The organism is Hungatella sp. SB206 (assembly GCF_051132295.1).
Lineage (GTDB): Bacteria > Bacillota > Clostridia > Lachnospirales > Lachnospiraceae > Hungatella > Hungatella effluvii.
In genome coordinates this window covers 5766824-5787130 of the sequence record NZ_CP096603.1, presented here as the reverse complement: position 1 = coordinate 5787130, position 20307 = coordinate 5766824, and the positions used below count along the sequence as shown (strand labels likewise).

Genomic DNA, 20307 nt, shown 5'->3' with positions numbered 1-20307 from the left:
TCTTTTTTATTTGCACAAATATGAAAGGAGTTTTGATATGCTGAAAGGAATCGTGAAATGGTTTGATGTACGGAAGGGATTTGGATTTATTACAGATGAGGACAACATTGATTATTTTGTCCATTATTCCGAAATCCATGGAGATGGTTTTAAACGGCTGAAGGAGGGGCAGAAAGTGAACTTTGAGCCAGGGGAGGATGACAGGAAACGAAGTGTTGCATTATCAGTGACGGTGGAGGAGCAGGAATGAATTGGCGAATCAGGATGAAAAAGCGGCATGCCTTGTTTGTTTTGGTTGCCACCTGTTCTGCTATCAGCTATCTATTTGGCTTTATAGCCCATGCGGAGACAGTCAGAGGTGAGGAGAGGAGGTTTGAGACAGGAGATACACTGGAGGTTGAGACTGGCCTCGGTGATGGATACAGCACATTGGGATTCACCTGTCTGGATACGGATTACCGGGGTGGATATCTGTTTGTGTCGGATGAGGTCATTCCCTACTCTCTGTGTGTCCGTTATGCGGCTTCCAATAACGATTATACCTACTCAGATGTCAGGACATGGCTTAACCAGCAGCTTGCTGATACCTTGTCAGTATCAGGGGACCTGCTCCCCGTAAAACTTTCAGAGACTGGGGATTCCATATCAGACCGGGTTTTCTGCCTGTCTGTTGATGAAGTAAAGAACCCTGCCTACAAAGCGATTACCAGAAAAATCTGGACACCGCAAAGAGGAATGCGCTACTACTGGACCAGGTCGCCTAGAGAGAACACGACAAACCAGGCCTATATGGTGCAATACAACGGACACATTGCTTCCAGCCGGGTATCATTAACAGAAGCCGGGGTCCGCCCGGCCTTTGTCATACAGAAGGGAGAACCAGATAATACACAGGGCAGAATCTGGTATACCGGGGATACGATGGAACGGTCAATTGCCGGGAAATCATATACCTTTCGCTGTATTGATCCGGATTACTGTGATGCCGGAAGTAACCGGAATGGAGCGCTGTTTCTCTGTGACACCATTATTGGTGGAAGCGAAAGCCTTTTTGACGGGAGGGAAAATGCCTGGGAAGCGTCTGATTTAAGGGCATGGCTAAACCAGGAATTGGAGGATAGGGAAAATCTTGCGGAAACGGTTACAACCTGCCCGTTTACCTATGCGGGAAAAAGTAATAATTACCAGATTTCAGCCCGGAGATTTACAAAGCGCAGCCGCCCGGGACTTAAAGTCACGGACCAGATATTCTGCCTTTCATTGGAAGAAGCGCTCCGGTATCCGGATATCTTATGGAGGCTTGGTGGTGCAGAAGAGAATAATTTTATAAATGCAGGAACCTTCACGGCGGGTTATTGGCTGCGTACACCTGCGGCCGGCGATGGAACGAAGGGTTATGCTGTTACCTATGACGGCCGGGTGGCACCGGAGGATGTAACCAATAAGAAAATCGGTATCCGTCCGGCGTTTGTGGTAGTTCAGGAATAAAAAGAGTTACTTATAGGGAATTTTCTGAGAAAAAGGAGAACAAGATGAAGAAAAAGATGAAGAAGGGGCAGGCAGTTCTATCTGCATGGACCTTGATTGCAGCGATGGGGTTAACTCCAGTTCTTTCTGTATCATATCCAAACGGTATCGCTACCGTTTATGCAAAGGAGGCCGTTAACGAGGCGGTAGAAGAAGCCGGTACAGCTCCAATGGCCAGTCCGTCAGAAGCTAGGCGGGAGAAAGAAAAAGACAGCGCAGAAGGGGAAATGGCGCAAGCAGGTATCACCCAGACTGACCAGAAGGCGGACCAGGATGCAGGAACTTCAGATTTAGAGGACAAAACAGAAGCAAAAGCGGAGGAAGAGGAAAACGAGGCAGGAACGGAGGAAATCAAAACCAAGGAACCAGAGGCAGGGGCAGCAGAAGTCATTACAGATAAAGATGAGCTGATTCCGGCTACTCCTTCCAATGCCATGTTTTACAAAGGTGCCTTGAATATTTGGGGCGGTATGGAAATGAGTGACCATTTTGATGGAGAGGGAACCGAGGAAGAACCTTACGAGATTAACTCGGATAAGGATTTGAAACTCCTGGCGTATCATGTTGCCAATGAGGAAGTGGACGGTTATGAGGGGTACTATTTTGCTTTGACACGGGACATATCCTTAAGCGATACTGCCTCCTGGCTGCCGATTGGATATTTTACAGAAGCCGGGGACAGCGAACCGAAACCATTTAAGGGGAATTTTAACGGACAGGGATACCGCGTGTATAACCTGAAAATCAGTGATACGACTCAGGATTATGCCGGGCTGTTCGGCAGTGTCCATGGAGCGGTGATTGAAAATCTGACGGTGGACGGACAGGTGAATGCTCACAGTAAGGCGGCACTTCTGGTTGGAGAGACGAACGACAGCACCATAAGTAATTGCAGCTCCAGAGGACAGGTGCGTGGCGTAGGTGTCATCGGTGGGATTGTTGGGGAAGCATATGACAGCGTGATTTTGGAGTGTACCAATACAGCTGGAGTCTTGGGGGGAACCGATGCAGACGGCGTAAATGATGCTTACGCTGGAGGAATCTGCGGCTCTGCCCAATCCTCCTTTATGAGTGACTGCACCAGTGATACCACAGATAGCTACAGCGCTCTTTACTCAGAAGGATATGTAGGCGGAATTGCAGGAAATATCTACGAAACGGAAATATATAATACATATGTGGAAGGTAAGGTTGGCAGCACGTCAGCGGATTATATCGGTGGTCTGGTGGGAAGGATGCAGAGCGGCCAGCTTAAGAATGGCCGGTTTGCAGGGACCATTGGAGCATCTACTTCAACGACATTAAAGACAGCGGGACTCTTTGTGGGATATATTGAAGGTGGGACCATTGATTTAGGAGATGACCTCGCCTATCTCTATACGGATAGTGAGGACAAGTACTCATTAAATCCCTTTGGAAATAAATTAACACCGCAAATTCGGCTGGAACATCACATCGGGGCATATTATTCCAACCAGCGGGATTTTTCCCTTTACCAGATGGGAAGTTTTATAAAGCAGACAAACCGTTATTTTTATGAGGAACTGGAAACGGGAGTTTTGGAAATTGGAAAAGAGAATATCCATCACTATGCTCCCAGTAAGACGGGAGATCCGGTCAGGGGGTATTTGATTACAATTCCGGCTGTGGACCATGGTACACTCTCTGTGCTGGAATCCCAGAATAATTTTGCAAAAGAAATCAACTGGGCAAACCCGGGAGCCGTAGCGAAGGGAGCCAAAGTCCTGGTGTATACAAGTCCTTTAAATGAAACGGAGTCAGAGCCCCCTGTATATTATGAATTGGTGCCGGATTCCCTGTTCTGGACAACCGATGATTTTGACAAAGAGGAAATCATTCATACCAATGGGGCTGAAACCTCCTTTACCATGCCGGAAGGAAACATTACCCTGTCTGCTAAATACCGGGCAATGACCAATGGTGTTATCCTGGATAAGACGGAGCTGACGTTTGAGGTAGAACAGATACGCAGCGGTTCCCGTTGGAATCCGCAGATAGGTTGGAAGGTTACTGATCCGCAGAAACTGACGGCTACCGTGATACCGGATACGGCGGCAAACAAGAACATCATTTGGAATGTGAAAGATACGGATGGCTCATCTACCGATATCATCCATGTTACGGAAAATGGGGAGGTATCGGTCAACCAGTCGGCAAAGTGGATTCAGGAACTGATAAAAGCCGGTGTGACCAATCAGGAATTATATCCGTCCAAAAAGATAACAACAGAGGGAACCAATTATGCGTCTGTTACGGTAACCACAGAAGCCGGGCAGAAGCGTTCCAGTGCGTTTGTTACGGTGAATTTCAAGATTACTGACGATACGGTTGTCCCGGTATCAGATGTTAGGCTCGACCAGTCTGAACTGGCATTTGAGATTGTCAGGACATTAGAAGGGGACCGTTTGAATCCTACAGAACGTTATTCCGTCACACCTTCAAAGCGTCTTTATGAAACGATTACTCCGGAATATGCGGACAACAAAAATGTGAAGTGGTCTGTAGGTGATGCGGATATGCTCCGGATTGATTCAGAGGGTATTGTAAGTACCAAAGAGAATGCTAAATGGATTTTAGATTTAATCAGGGCAGAAGAAGAGAGAAATAAAGAGCACCCTTACGCAAAAAAGGAAGCGTCTGGTACTCGTTCCAATTATGTGACGGTTACAACGGAAGATGGAGGAAAACAGTCGGTATGTGCAGTGAATCTTTCCTTCCGTACCGATGACCAGACCATAGCACATGTAGCATCGGTAGCCTTAGATAAAAGCGAACTTAAGTTCAGCATAGAGAAGGTGATGACCGGCAGCCGGGCCAACCCGTCTGTTTCCTATCAGGTGACGGATGCCCAGCAGCTTACTGCTTTCGTGATGCCAGAAGAGGCGGAGAATAAGGAGGTAAGCTGGAACTCGGAGAATGAAGCAGTGGTATCCGTATCAGGTAATGGTCTGGTGACAGTTTTGCCGGAAGCAGCATGGATAAAAGCCCTTGAGAAGGTCGATGCAGATAATCTTGCAAGGGACAAGTATTATGTATCCACGGCGGCGGGAACAATGGAAACCAGTATTCAGGTGCTTACCTTGGATGGGCAGAAGTCCGCAGAGTGCAAAGTCATTGTAGCGTTTAAAACAACAGATCAGACACAGCGGCCATCAAGCGGTTCATCGGGTGGAAGTTCCTCCGGTGGTGGTGGAGGCGGTTCCAGCCGCTCTGTCATAGGAAGTGCTATGAGTCCAAACTCTGACAGTGCTGGAACCTGGATTCAGGATAGTACCGGCTGGTGGTATCAGAATAAAGATGGAAGCTATCCGGCTGCCTGCTGGCAGCTGCTTACTTATAATGGGACAAGTGAGTGGTACCATTTTGATGAGAAAGGATATATGCAGACCGGATGGTTTACAGATACGGACGGGAACCGCTATTACCTTCATGCCGTTTCAGACGGGACCAGAGGACGTATGTATACCGGCTGGAACCTGATTGACGGAGTGTGGTACTATTTTAACCCCACATCAGACGGAACCAAGGGCTCTTTATTCATGAACCGCCAGACGCCAGACGGATACCGGGTAGATGCGTCCGGGGCTTGGGTAGAGTAGTTGGTAAAATTGCATATGGAAGGAAAGGCATGGAGAGAGTATTTTCATGCCTTTTCTTTTGTAGCCATTTTATGAAGTTATTGGGTGCTGGAAGGGATGGCTTTGAGGTAATTCCTTTTAAAAAAATTCAGAAATGCCCTCGACATAGATTCCAGAGACTTTGTATGCTATGGATAGAAGGAGGTGCTTATAATGAGAAAAAGTACAGGTTGGAAGCTGGCCTTCATATTCCTGGCAGTTACCCTAAACCCGATGTCGGCGCATGCAGGAACATGGAAGGATACGTCAGCCGGCTGTCAATACCAGAAAGATGATGGAAATTATGCGACGGCGGAATGGATAACAGAGAATGGAACATCGTATTATCTGAATCAGAATGGAATTATGGCTGTAAATACTACTACACCAGACGGATACCTGGTGGCAGCAGACGGCAGTTGGGTGACCGAACAGCAGGCGCTTGGCGGCTATGTCCGAACCCCGTATGATAACCGGCCTTATTATTACGATCCAGAATGGCAGGTATATATCTTTGATGAAGATACGGACTATGCGTGGGTGAATGACACACGGGTATTGGCTGCGGTCAGGGGAACTATCCCTGCATCGGAGCTGTCAGAAAAGAACCAGGTAGTTTATGAGGAGGTGTGCAGGTTTCTGACTGGTTTTGACTATGGCGCCAGTGATTATGAAAAGGCGACCAGGATTTATGATGAGATTACATTACGTGCGACCTACAACCGAGGAAAATATACACAGGCAGATGATGAGGTCTACAGCATTCTGGTGAATGGGACTGGCAAGTGTGTTGGGTTTGCCAGGGCCTATAAACTTTTGGCCAATGCAGTAGGGCTTAAGTGCGCGCTTCGGGAGGATTACGTGCACATGTGGAATGCCGTATATATAGATGGTCAGGCAAAAAGCATTGATGTATCTTCAACGAGAACGGATGCGTGTTTTTATCTGGATGTAGTGGAACTCAAATGTCCGTTCTGCGATTACAGAAATGTATTCGGATTAAGGGAGGTTTGCCACCCTTGTCCAAACTGCAAAGCGCAGTTGTATAATCCTGATATGAATTAAATAGCCTAAGTCAAACCGGCACAGCAATGTTAGTCTGTGCCGGTTTTTTGGAAATGAGGAAAAATATGATACGACACGATAGATTTTTCAAAAGACTGAAGCGTGGTGGCTCGCTGTTTTTAGCGGTGTTACTTGCGGTTCAGTCTTTTTTTTATGTTGGATTTGGTATTATTTCAGCAGATGCATCGGGGGGAGAAAACAGAGGAAGTACGTTTGCCTATTATGGCTCCCAGAATCTTTTAAAAGAGGGAGCAAGTTTTCCCTTTTATGGAAAAAACTATAATCGGGTTGGCCTTTGGCCATATGGGATTACCAATGTAGAAGGCGGCCATTCAGCACCTGGATACTGCCTGGAACCGAATAAGTCCATGCGTTCGGGCACTTCGGGAACGATTGTAACATATGACCTTGATACGGATGGTGACAACCTGCCCCTTGGGCTGACAAGAGAGGATGCGGAAATTTTATGGTACGCCCTCTCATCATCAGGTAATTTTGAAGGAGGCGTTTCGGGAAATGGGAAAATCGGCCAGGGACATTATATTTTGGGGCAGGCAGCTACCTGGGCCATTATGTCAGGAAATTGGAATGGGTTAGATGATTTCCGTAGTCAGATGGAAGTCCTAATCGAGAACCTGAAAGATCCTATGCTTGCGGTATTGACAAGAGGAGCATTGGAACAATTTTTTAAACAGGTTAATGGAGCCGTGGAGGAAGGAGCCGTTCCACCCTTTGCATCTAAATTTCAAAGCCAGGCGCCGGTACATAAAATGAAGGAAAACGGGGATGGGACCTATAGTATTACATTGGAGTTTGACGGTGATGATTGGAGGCAGTCCACGCTTGTTTATGATTTGCCAGAAGGGTGGAATGTGTCTCTGGAACATGGCAGAATCACATTTACATGTACGACAGGTAATCCCGATATTGGCCTTGTGAGGGGACATTTTCAGGATGGCTCCCTGGGGGCTCAATACTGGGTTAAGCCAAATAGCTTTAAAATCTGGTATCCGGATGGTTGGAACGAGAGCAGTGCAGTAGATGGGAAACAGGCCATGATTACAATGGCAGGGAAACAGGAATCGTGGGAGGTTTGGCTGTCTTTTGGAAAAAGTACAACACACCGAGGGGAAGGAGACTATGAAATTCCATATACCCAGTACCTTCATGAGGAGACCTTTAAGCGGGATTATGTCATTGAACTGGAAAAGCAGTGTTCCGAGACAGGGAAAACTTTGGAAAACTCCACCTTTGAAGTATTAGAAAAGTTTGAGTTTTCGCAGCTTGACGGGACAAATCTGGAAAAAGACCAGTTTATGAAAATGGTGCCCACATCAGAAGGGAAATTTGAAGATTTAACTGTGTGCGATATGGGGCTTGGTACAGATGCCAACGGACATTTTTCGCATTCGGATAAAAAGCTTTATAAATATGAGAAGACTTATTGTGGGGGACACCCAGATACAGTCATTCATTATGTGGATGGTGACTCTGACTCGGCCGATGAAGAAAATGAACGCCGGAAGAAAAAAGCCTGGGATGCCTGGCAGGAGTGCGTGGACTGGTGTGAGGAAAATTGTGATTTCCATTCCATCGATGAGGGCGTTGCCAGAGACTTAATGGAGGAGGACCGGGATGAGGCATGGAGTACCTATATTCACCTGAAGCGTATTTACACAGTCAGGGAAACAGACGCCAGAACCGGATATATCCTTCATGACCTGCACAATGATGATGTCTCCATTGAAATTGTTGAATTTTCATCTTCTCAGTCAGAAGGAGAGGGTGCCATTACCGGCTATTACCCTGGCAATCGGGCAGTTTCGGTTCGAGAGATGGAGGATGTGCCGCAGTTGTCAAAATCGGAGAAGGTTACAGATATTGTTCAGGCGGGAATGTCAGATGAAGGGAATCAAACCAGTGATTCATTTACCGGACAGGAAAAAATACCTGAGGATAAAGGGAATGAACAAGAGCATGCTTTTAAGGAACATGAGAACACAAAGAAACATGAATCGGAATCTTCCGGTGACACAGCAGAGAACGGCGAGGAAGGGGAGAAGGAGGTGGAGGCCGGGTCAGAGGAAACAGCAGATACAACAGAAATAAAAGAGTCTGATGAGGCATCCCAGCCATCAATGGAAAACAGAGAGGAAACAGATGAAGAGGCCAGTCCTGAAGCTGAAACGCAGGATTCTGGAAATGAAGCTGAATCAGTGGAAGAAGAGACCATAACAGATGACCTTCCTACCGTAGCAACCAGATCCCAGATAGGGATAGAAAAGGACGTGGCAACACCGTCAAATGCGTCCACCTATTTGGTTTCACGCCCGGCCTCTATAAAAGTTGGAACAGGCGGGCACTGGGAATGGGATGGTGTCCAGGAAGACAGTGAAGTGGCACCGATTGAGCAAGGCAGCTATCCGTCCGGGTACATTGGTTACGCTTATCTGGTGAAGGATCACAGGACAGAAGGAGAGCTGCATATTAATAAGCGGGATAAAGAACTTTTTGAGCTGGAAGAGGACAGCTATGGAAAAGCCCAAGCAGATGCAACCTTAGAGGGCGCTGTATATGGACTATATGCGGCAGAGGACATCAGGCATCCAGATGGGAAAACCGGTGTTGTATTTTCTGCGGGGGAGTTGGTATCCATTGCCACAACGGATAAAAATGGTGATGCTTCATTCTTAACCATAACAGAAGTATCAGAAACATCAAGAGAGGTACCGAATCTCTATACGAATAATGAAGTGCGGAATGGAAATGGCTGGATTGGACGTCCGCTTATTTTAGGCAGTTATTATATAGAAGAAATCTCACGCTCTGAAGGTTATGAACGTTCTGTAACCGGCAAGAACTTATCTGAGAGCAATCGAACAGGAAAGCCTATTGTCTTAACCGCGTCAGGGAGCGCCTATACAGATGGATTTACCCATAGTATTAATGAATGGTTTGAGGATTCCTATGATTTTACGGTTAAATATTATAAAACAAAGGGTTTCGATATTCTGCTTTCCGGTCTCCCGGAGCGTGTCAAGGCATATGAGGTGACAAGAAAAGAGACTGCATCACAGGAGCAGGTGATAACCGGAACAGAGTGCGTAGAGAAAAAAGATGCGCAGGGAAATATCCTGTACCGGACTGCCGAGGGTGGAGAATACAAGTTAGACGAAACCGGGAATAAGATTATAAAATCAGATGATAGCGGCAATCCGGTGTTGTCTGACCGGGCGCTCACCCAAACGGTTTCGGCAGTGAACCGATTAAATGATTATATCTCATCCATTGAGCGGGAGGAACCGTCCGATTTGGATATGGAAGAATCAGAAGATATTGACGAGGATTATATTTTGTGGGAGACGTCAGCGGCTCTTGCTCTTTCGGGGTATAAGAGTGGGCTGTCTGATTACCCGTTTAAAAAACTCAAATTATCTGGAAAGACAAATGGGAAGATGATAGATGAGATTCTGACCTTCTGCTCCTCGGAAAGTTTTTGGGATGCATATGATGTAGATGCAGTATATGAGGAGGCGGGAACCTGGTATGCAAGAATTCGTTATGGATATAAAGCATTGGCGAACCAGCCAGCCATTTATGAAAGCGGCAGTGGTCTTTTAGTAATCCGAAAGGAATATGAGGGCGGGTTTTATTATGCAGTCTATGAAGAGGGACAGTATGATATGGATGGTTACCGCTTCACAGTAGAGAAAAAGGAACTGGACCTGGAGGCTTTGGGGCAAGACGAAATTCTGTTAAAGACGGTTTATGCACCTGTCTATGAGACCTATGCGGCTGGGGAGTTCATATTGGACAGTGAAGGACAGAAAATCCCGCAGATGGAGGCGGTTCCAATCTATACCAGCCAGGAGGTGGTTTCCTATGAGGAAATTCTGACCCCTGTAAAGACAACCGCAGTGGAGGGCCAGGTGAGCATCCATGTGGATACGGACGAGGAATTTACAGAGGGGGAAAAACATGAGAGAACTTACCGTGTAGTGACAGAACAGAAAATAACAGAATATACAGCAACCGTGAACGTCATGACGACCAAACCTGCACAGAAGAGTGGCTCTTATCTAAAGTTCCCTGTATTATTCTATCCGGGCCAGTATGAAATCTATGAAGATAACGGCACACGGAAAGAGCCGGTTATTATGCTGGAGCGGGTGATTAAGCAGGCAATCGAGGTGAAAAAGGATATTGCTCTGGACTCCTATGAGCATAATACCTATGAGATTCACCGTGACCCGTTTACCGTTCTTTTTGGAGGGTATAACGGAACACAGGAGATGAAGACGCTTCCCGGCTTTTTCTTTAAACTGTATCTGCGTTCTGATTTAGAGAAAACAGACAAGCTTATGAAAAAGGAAGATGGCAGTTATGACTATGTAACATTTTTCAAGGAAAATCCCGATGCTGCGTCTGAGCTTGCAATTGAGTGGGATTTGGAAAAGTATGATGCAGACGGGGATATGACAACCGTACATGCAAACCGGGGCGGAGGGAAGGACGACTACTGGGGACAAAGCAGGATGCTTCCTTACGGTACATATGTTTTGGTGGAGCAGCAGCCAACAGGCATCCCACAAAAACATTATGAGATTGATGCGCCTCAGGAGGTAGAGATTCCTTTTGTTCCACAGATAGATGCCGATGGTACAGTACATGATAAAATCCCATCTAAGGAATATCTTTACGACTCTGCCATGACACCGGAGGAATTGACTGAGCGTTATCAGATTCGATTTAATGAAGAAACCCATATCATATATGCGCATAATAATGACGGCGATTTTGAAGTGTTTAAGTATGGTCTGGAGCCGGACAGCAGAAGGGATTGCCAGAATGAGACAGTAGCGAGGTATTATCATTACGGCTCTATCAGCGAGGATGCTGGAAGTGCAGACCAGGTGTATTATGAAACTTATTACGACCGGGATGGAACGATAGCGGATTATGGTGTAACAATGAATGGAGTGGTTACCATGACCGGAAAGTCTACTGCCGTGGACCGGATGTATGCGAAAGCACTTGTACCCTGGAGTGTGTTAGATCCCAGATATGGAGAAGTAATCAACGATGACGGCGATATCGGAAACCGGGAAGCTGGCCTGGAGACAGATGGAACCTTTAATTTTATTTCCTTTGCAGTCAAGGATTTTGAGAATGAGTTTTACAGCTCCAGACTCAGGATTGAGAAATTGGATTCTGAAACTGGAGAAAATATTATGCATGAAGGAGCACTCTTTAAGATTTATGCAGCCAAAAGGGACGTGATTGGAAATGGTGCTTCCGGTGTGACAGGAAGCGGGGATATCCTGTTTGATGAGGAGGGAACACCTCTCTATGAGGAACGTGAACAGATTTTCATGCAGGACGACACCGGAGCGGAAGTAGGGGTTTTTAAGGCTTATACCACAATCCGGGACGGAGAAGTTGAAGGAGAGGACGGAAGCCTTCATGCAGAGAAGCAGTGTGTGGGGTATCTGGAAACGTATCAGCCGTTAGGCGCCGGCGCTTATGTTCTGGTGGAGGTAGAGGCACCGGATGGATATGTGAAGTCGAAACCTATTGCATTTACGGTATACAGCGACAAGGTGGAATCTTATGAAGACGGCAATCAGGAGAAAAGGACGCAGGCGGTAAAATACCAGTACATGCGTCCCATTGGCGCTGACGGGAAAACCGTTGTAGAGGATATGCACCAGATTATTGTAAAGAATGCACCTACACATATAGAAATACATAAGCTGGAAAACCGTGCGGATGCCGTCACATACCGTGTAGAGGGAGATGAAAAGCAGCTAAATAACCGCGGGGACGTGGATTTACAGTATAAACCCAATGGGGAATTTGCCGGGTATGGTTATGTGACAAAACGCCTTGAAAACGGTCAGGAGAAGATATATGTGGAGAATGCAACACTGACATTGTATGAGGGGTTGGAAGTAAAGCAGACTGGGGAACACGAGTATGAGAAAGTCAAGGTGAAGAGAAATCTATTTGGCTTAGTAATAGGAATCCAGGCGTATGATACCGGCGTGGATACCGATATAAGACAGACTGGGACAAACGCAGCAGGGCAGGCGGAGTGGGATATTACGGAAGAGGATAATCCACCCGTGGACATATGGTATTTTGACTTAAAATATGATCCCACAGAACTTGATGAACAGACCGGCCTCCTCTATGGACTGGATGACTGGGGGAACCGTCTCTGTATGTTGGATTCAGAAACAGGTATGGCTTATGTGACAGATAAAACCGGCGCAGTGATTGTCTGGCCGCTTGATGAAAATGGGGATAAAATCATTTCCCAATCCGTAGAAGTATATACCAACGGGGAAGGAAATTCATCTATCAACATGGATTTGCAGCCAGTACCAGATGAAAACGGGCTTCCTATCTATTATAAGGATGGCGGTGTTACATGGATTGAGAATGAATGGGTGACGGACCATGGTGCCTGTGAAATTGCAAGAGTAAGGCAGGGCGCCTATATCCTGGAGGAGACAGCTGCCCCGTTGTCAGACGGTTATGTACAGTCCGCATCAGTCGGTGTGATTGTCCGTGATGTAAGCGAGAAGCAGTCCTATGTGATGGAGGATGATTACACAAAGATTGAGGTATCAAAGCTTGATATGACTTCCAGAAAAGAGATTGAGGGCGCGGTTTTAACACTCTACGAAGCATACCGCGTCTATGATGATTCCGACCGGGGGTGGCATTTGGAAATTCTCCGGGATATGGAGGACAAACCGATTGTAGCGGAACGATGGGTGTCAGAAGGAAACGTTCCACACTGGATTGACCATATCATGCCGGGAGATTATATTCTTCAGGAAACAAGAGTACCAACAAAGGCCGGCTATGTGACGGCGGAGGATGTGGAAGTCACCATATTGGAAACCGGTGAAGTACAAGGCTATGTAATGGAAGATGATCATACAGCGGTAGAGGTTTTAAAGCTGGACTCCCGGACCGGGGCTGTGATGGATAATCTTCACCGGGCCACACTGGCTTTATACGAAGCCCAGGTAGATGAGAATGGGGAAGTGCAGTATAGAGATGATGGAACCATACTCTATCATCAGGAAAAGAAGGTGTATGAATGGCAGACAGATGATGGAAGTGATGTGAGAAAAACGGCCCATCAGGTTACCATACCGGGTGGACACAGCTACACGGCCTATGATTATGAGATAGATCAGGTTCCGGGAACAAGTCAGGCGGTTTGCTATATCACGGAGACAGGAGCCATGCGTTTCGAGTATCTTCCGGTGGGGAAATATGTGTTGGTAGAAGAGCAGGCTCCTTACGGCTATACAGTGGCAGCACCGGTTTATGTACCAGTCCTTGATGTGGGTTCTAAGGAACGGGTGCAGACCATTACCATGACAGACGAACCGATTCAGGTACTTCTGACAAAAGTGAATGTGGCAGGTGGAAAAGAAATTTCCGGAGCCACAGTTGCCGTCTACCGTGCAAAGGAAGATGGTACACTTGCCAAACACCAAATGAAAGACAAAAACGGGAATCTGTTGTATGTAACCGATACGGACGGCAATCTGTTGCAGGATGAAGACGGGAACCATATTCCGGCTATGGAGTACGAAGATGCGTATCTGGTGGAACGCTGGATTTCCGGCTCAGACGGAACATACACGAAGCGGGACCAGAAAGAAGGCAGGATACCGGAAGGTTATGAAATCGGGGATTTAAGGCTTCATGAGTTAAGTCAGCCGGCCGCAGGGAATTACTATTTTGTTGAGGAACAGTCTCCCTTTGGATATGTGAGGGCTGCAGAACTGCCGTTTGCGATTGTTGATACACTGGATATTCAAAAGATTGAACTGGTAAATGAACTGATTCTGGGCCAGGTTGAGATTATCAAGACCGATAAAAGGAATCCGGAACAAGTTTTATCAGGTGCAAGGTTCCGATTGTCCAATCTGGATACCAATGTGGCGACCATTCTGATAACGGATTCCGATGGCCGGGCAGTCAGCTCCCCGGTCCCCATTGGAGGGATAGGAACGGATGGGGCGGTAAGCCTCTATCATTTCCGGATACAGGAGGTGGAAGCGCCTGACGGTTATCTGCTTGACCCGACAGTCCACGACTTCCAGTTTAATATAAAGACAGACCAGTACCAGACGCTCACCTATCAGTATGAAGCAGCGGATAGCCCTAATAGGGTTATCATTTCTAAAAAGCAGCTTACAACAAAGGAGGAACTGCCAGGCGCCAGCTTAGAGGTCCGCAGAGTCACAGAGATGGTTGACAAGGATGGGACGGCTATACGGATTGACGGTGATGTGATTGAAAGCTGGATTTCCACGGAGGTCCCGCACGAACTGGAATGCCTGACAGAGGGGATGTATGTCCTAATCGAGACACGGGCACCGGAAGGGTATATAGAAGCAGAGAAAGTGTACTTTACAATATCCGGGAACATGACAGTGGATGACATCCCTATGGTGGAGATGTTTGATGATGACACCAAGATTGAAATCAGAAAGGTGGACAGTGAAACCGGGAATCCTTTAAAGGGCGCGAAGATGCAGCTGATTTTGGAAGCGTCCGGGGAAATCATTAAGGAATGGATTACAGATGAAACCGGAGCGATTCAGTTCTTCGGTCTCCCGGCAGGCGTGTACTTAGTGAAAGAGGTAGAGGCTCCGGAAGGATACCAGATACCGGAAGGTCCCATGCGGATTACCGTGACCAAAGATTATAAGCAACAGACGTTTGTAATGGAGAACCGGATGACAGAATTGATGATTGACAAACTGGACGAGGAGACCAGGGAACCGGTAACAGGAGCAGTGCTGCAGCTTACAGATGGGGAAGGAAATCAGGTGGCGAAATGGGTTACCACTGGGGAACCGGAACTAATCCGCGGCTTAAAGGCAGGCTGGTATATACTGGAGGAAATCCAGGCGGCAGACGGCTATCTGCTTTTAAAGGAACCAGTGAGAATCGAGATTACGGAGAAAGCAGGTATACAAACCGTTACCATTACAAACCGGAAACTTGAAGTGGAAGTGGCAAAAACAGATAAAGAGACCGGAGAAAACCTGGCGGGAACAAGACTTCAGTTGATTCGAGATGCCGATGGCATGGTATTGAAAGAATGGGTAAGCGGGAAGATACCTGAAATTTTTAAAGGACTTTCTGCTGGAGACTATACAATTAGGGAATTGACGGCTCCAGAGGGCTATGCAGTAACAGAGCATTTAAACTTCTGCGTGAGTGGAACCGAGGAAAAGCAGGAGATTACCCTGGTTAATGAGAAGATTGTGGTGGAACTCCAGAAGACGGACACCTTGGAAGGCAGCCCAGTGGAAGGCGCGGTTCTTCAGCTTCTAAAGGCTGCGGGTACAAACGAGGAAACTGTAATGAAAGAATGGGTGTCAGGAAAGGAGCCGCTTATCCTAACAGGAATACCGTCTGGTATCTATACCATAAGGGAAACACAGGCACCGGAAGGATATGTCCCAATGGAGGATATGAAAATTGAGATCCTTCCTAATCAGACCATCCAGCATTTTGATATTAAAAACCAGCCAATCCAGATAGAGATAGGAAAGGTTAGCGGAGAAACAGGAAAACTGCTGGGCGGCGCTGTTCTTCAACTGGTAAGAAATTCGGACGGTACAGTAATCCGGGAATGGACATCCAGGGACGGTGAGGCTGAACACTTTAAAAACCTTGCGGGTGGAACGTATATAATACGTGAGGTGAAGGCTCCCTCTGGCTATAAGAAAATGGAGCCGCAGGAAATAGAAATAAAAGATATTGAGGCGATACAGGAATTTGTGGTCAAGAACTATAAACTCACCCATTCAGGTGGCGGCGGTGGCAGCACTCCGAATCACCCGAGACCCTCAGCGGAGTATATGGAACTGTTTAAGATTGATGGAAGAACTGGCCAGAAGCTTGCAGGGGCAAAGATTACCGTTTACAATCCAGACGGCAGTGTCTATGCGGAAGGATTTACAAATGCAGCAGGAACATTCCGGTTTAAGAAACCTTTAAAAGGAGCCTATACATTTAAAGAGACGGAGGCACCAGAGGGATACTATCTAAATGAGGTACTGCATGCGTTTGCAGTAACTGAAGATGGGACCATAGAAGGGGATACGACTATGGAAAACTACAGTAAAACAGAAATGATAATCTCTAAAGTGGATGTAACAACAGCAGAGGAACTGCCTGGCGCCGAGATCGAGGTCACAGACCAGGACGGAAACCATATCTTCTCCGGCATTAGTGATGAAAAGGGAAAAGTATATTTTCCGGTCCCGTCTCCGGGGAAATATCATTTCAGGGAACTGACAGCACCGGAAGGGTATGACAGAAACGAGACGGTCTTTTCATTCATGGTGTTTGAGGACGGCAGTATAATTGGCGACAATACCATTACCGATCAGAAACATTACGGAACAATCACGGCCAATTATGAGACAAATAGAAGGGGAGAGGGTGATTTGATGGTCGGTGAACTTAATCATGCACCAAAGACAGGAGATACCAGCTATTTTGTAGGGGTGTTCATGGCATGGCTTGCATCCGTAGTCAGCCTGTTAATTGTTTCCCTCTCAAAGTGGAGAAAAAAACAAAAGAAATCAAAAACAGGGATAAAGGCTGGCATGTTTCTACTGTTGGCAATAATGGTAGTTAGTACGCCGGTGATGGAGTCTCAGGCAGCGGAAGATGTAATTGAAAATATATATGAGGAACACCAGTATACAACGGAAAACCCCGATTCTAATGAAGCAGAAAAGCTGTTTGAAAAAGAAATTGAGAGAGACGGAAAAAAATACCGTCTCTCAGAAATCCGGACAGAAGTGCTGGAAGAACAGGGGAAAAGGAGTTCTGGAAATTCTTTTGAAATCGCAACAAGCCCGTTTCTTGATGGAAAAGTGGAGGTTAGGCCGAAAGAACAGATAACCCGGAATGGAATTACTTATCATTTGGTAAAATCCCAGAAGGAAGCAGCCGTTATACAGGCTCATGAGGTACCGGTAAGCGAGGAAGTCTTATATGAAGCAGTGGAAGCCAAGGACATGATACCGTCAAAAATCAAGATGACGGTAACAGATGAGAAAACCGGGCAGATGATGGAGACTATTGCAAAAATTTCTGACCAGACATTTGGCGGGGAGCGCCTGGACGATACATTTTCCTTTTCAGCTGTGTTCCATGAATATGGGCTGGACGGCTATTGGATTGGGGACCAGGTTTTTAAACTGAGTGGGACTGAACCAGACTTCACCGGATATGAAGGGCAGCTCCTTTCTCTGATTAAGGCTGATGCTGAGCATTATACCATAGAAGCAGCAAGGTGGGATGGGGAAGCTTACACAGATGAAGCGGGTATCCTATGCCGTAGGGTTGTTATAACTGGTACCAAGAAGGTGAGTGACTGTACAGTGATGTATGAGGGAAGTGCCTATTTTCCGGAGGAGGAAGGCGTACGCCTGATTTCTACCTATGATAGCGGGGAAGAAGGGGGAGAGCAATACACCATGAAAGCAACGGGGGTTTACATACCTAAAAAGAACCATGGAGCAGCGGTCGCCACTGTGATTGGTGTTACCAGTGTCGGTGCAGGTACTGCAGGATATACCTATTATCGGAAAAAGAAGCATAATCAAAACGTATAAGCAAAGAGGGGAGGAATGGGACACATTTCTCCCCATAAAAAATTAATGCCCTTGTATTAAGGATGAACCGTTTTATACAATAGAACTATATTAAGGAGGAAGGAGATAGAAGAAATGAAAAAAAAACAGAAAGTAGTCCGAATACATCCGCGTAAGAAACCTAACCTTACAATGCCCGTTTGTCCTTACTGTGGACGAGACGCTGTTATGCGGCCAGCCGAGTATGTGTATGGTGATGATACGATAACTGCAGGAAGCATGCTGTATGTATGCAGCGGATATCCGGATTGCAATTCCTATGTAGGAGTTCATAGAGGAACGAAAAAGCCTATGGGCTCTTTGGCGGATAAAGAACTTCGTAATAAAAGAATCCGCGCGCATCGTGCCATGAACAGACTGATTGAAAGTGGGTACATGTGCAAAAATGGAGTTTATGCCTGGTTATCCTGCAGCTTAAACCTGCCGCCTAAAGAGACACACATCGGATGTTTTTCAGATTATATGTGTGAGCAGACCATCATGGAGTGTGAGCGAGTATTAGAAAATTGGAAAGGAAAAAGAGCTGCATAAAAGGGGGCATAAGCACATGAGATTAGAGCCATCAGATAAACCAATGTACCACAGAATGGATCAAAGGGATAGAGCATTGATTATGATACCAGTTTTTGGAATAGCAGCCTCATTGGGGCTGTTTTTTCTTGCGGCCCGTTTTCCGGCCATCATCGGTGGACCATTCATCGGACTTGGTGTGTGTGGTATGTTTGGAAGCGCAATTCGCTATTGGAAGCTAAAGCAGTTGATTATGCCATTAAGCGGATGCTGCTTAGAAATTCAGACCAGTTGTTTTGTTGCAAGGCAACCTTGGAAGAGGGAACACTACGAGCAATGCAGAATCTATTTTAAGGAAGTTCAGGCGCTAATAAGGGAAGCCAAAGCAGGTGGTTTTTATCTACAGATTCCAGAAGGCGGTGAGAGTGAAATCCGTGGGTTTGGAGAAAACCGGCGGTGTCTTTTCTATGTCAGCCCATTTGGTTACCCGGAGGATAAGATGCAGGCCATGTACCAGACCATAAAAGAAAGGCTGCCTGAAACGGCAGAAATATATGAATATGAAACATGAATGGATGGGAGTTCCGGAAATGTTAATGAAAAAGCTAATCATAAATGCAGGTGTCATACTGGGCATCCTGGCAGCGGGAGTTTTTATGGAGATTCATCAGGAGGGAGAAGGTGTTTTAAAACTCACAATACTGTGCGTGACCGGCCTGGGTCTTTACTTTCTATACCTTTGTCAGGTTATTTTCCAGAAGAAATATGAGACGCTGGTGGGAGAAGTGACCCTGATACAAAACTGTAAGGGCAGAAAAAGATATTGGGAAATTGAGGTGGTAGATGGGGAAGGCAAGGCAAAGCGACTTCTGGTACCGGTTCAGAGTGGGGTGAGGAAAGGGATTGTGTACCGATTTTTCTTGAAGAATGATATTTTGCTGGGGGTGGAGGAAATGTGATGAGTTATAGAAATATATGGTAATCTGAGGGTGAAGTATGTCAAAGATAGCCGTATCCTGCTTGACTACTTCAGTAGTAATTGCAGTAAGCGTATGTAATAAAATCATTGTATGATTTATTGGTTATATGCCAGATTTTTTTAATAAAATAATTTTAGGCTATCTCTTGACAACAAAGAAAGCAAGTGATATATTCTATATGACGATATAAAATATTTAGTCATAAGGAGGTGAGGAAAATTGCCGCGCTTTACAGAACAAGAAAAAGAAATCATAAACAGGAAACTTTTGATAGAGGGGGAAAAGCTGTTTGCAGCACACGGCTTGAAAAAAGTAACGGTTGATGATTTAGTAGCTGCTGTAAATATATCGAAAGGTTCATTCTACGCTTTTTATCCGAGTAAAGAACACTTATATGTAGAAATCAATTTTCGCTTACAGAAAGAGCTATTTACTAATATTGAAACAGCAATTAAAGGAAGAAAGTATGAAAATCATAGGGACTTAACAAAAGATGTTATCACTTTGGGGGTAACTGGGTTAATTAATTCTCCTATTCTTTCGCAGATCGATTTGTCTTTAATGGACTATCTGCAAAGGAAACTTTCGCCAGATATATTTGACAGTCATATGCACAATGATATACGTATACTAGAAATGCTTGAAGATTTAGGGGTTATTTTTACGATTCCGCATACGGTTATCATAAAATCCCTGTATTCTGTTTTATCCTGTTTGGAACAGTTCAAGGAGGATAAAGAACTGAATATGATACAAAATCTTTTAGTGAATGGCATTGTTCAACAAGTAGTAGCAGAGTAACAATTTTGTTTGGTTATTTGACAGGCAGATAGCCAAACATATTTTTTACAGTTTGTATGACTATATATTTTT

General features: G+C 45.8%; 9 protein-coding genes. All 9 read left to right on the top strand.

Going from position 1 to position 20307, the window contains the following annotated elements:
• Positions 1–37: 37 nt before the first annotated feature.
• The 9 genes from M1L66_RS25620 to M1L66_RS25580 all read left to right on the top strand — a co-directional run bounded on the left by M1L66_RS25620 (position 38) and on the right by M1L66_RS25580 (position 20235).
• Positions 38–250: a cold-shock protein gene (locus M1L66_RS25620; protein WP_002591407.1), complete on the top strand. Its 213-nt coding sequence runs from the start codon at positions 38–40 to the stop codon at positions 248–250.
• Positions 247–1488, top strand: a complete 1242-nt coding sequence (locus tag M1L66_RS25615) for a DUF6273 domain-containing protein (RefSeq protein ID WP_434688768.1) — start codon at positions 247–249, stop codon at positions 1486–1488. Before M1L66_RS25620 ends, M1L66_RS25615 begins: the two co-directional genes overlap by 4 nt.
• Positions 1489–1532: 44 nt before the next feature.
• Positions 1533–5147 (top strand): Ig-like domain-containing protein, encoded by a 3615-nt coding sequence (locus tag M1L66_RS25610; protein WP_434688767.1) that lies wholly within the window; start codon positions 1533–1535, stop codon positions 5145–5147.
• Positions 5148–5339: 192 nt separating this feature from the next.
• Positions 5340–6230 (top strand): transglutaminase domain-containing protein, encoded by an 891-nt coding sequence (locus tag M1L66_RS25605; protein ID WP_434688766.1) that lies wholly within the window; start codon positions 5340–5342, stop codon positions 6228–6230.
• Between the two features lie 65 nt (positions 6231–6295).
• On the top strand, positions 6296–17905 hold the full coding sequence (locus tag M1L66_RS25600; RefSeq protein WP_434688765.1) for a SpaA isopeptide-forming pilin-related protein: 11610 nt from the start codon (positions 6296–6298) through the stop codon (positions 17903–17905).
• Between the two features lie 114 nt (positions 17906–18019).
• On the top strand, positions 18020–18475 hold the full coding sequence (locus M1L66_RS25595) for a zinc-finger-containing protein (RefSeq protein ID WP_434688764.1): 456 nt from the start codon (positions 18020–18022) through the stop codon (positions 18473–18475).
• Between the two features lie 16 nt (positions 18476–18491).
• Positions 18492–19025 (top strand): hypothetical protein, encoded by a 534-nt coding sequence (locus M1L66_RS25590; RefSeq protein ID WP_349157139.1) that lies wholly within the window; start codon positions 18492–18494, stop codon positions 19023–19025.
• 19 nt (positions 19026–19044) lie between these two features.
• Positions 19045–19413 (top strand): hypothetical protein, encoded by a 369-nt coding sequence (locus tag M1L66_RS25585; RefSeq protein WP_117565962.1) that lies wholly within the window; start codon positions 19045–19047, stop codon positions 19411–19413.
• A 240-nt stretch (positions 19414–19653) separates the two neighbouring features.
• Positions 19654–20235 carry a TetR/AcrR family transcriptional regulator gene (locus tag M1L66_RS25580; RefSeq protein WP_118042174.1) on the top strand — a complete coding sequence of 194 codons (582 nt, stop codon included), beginning with the start codon at positions 19654–19656 and terminating at the stop codon, positions 20233–20235.
• Positions 20236–20307: the final 72 nt, after the last annotated feature.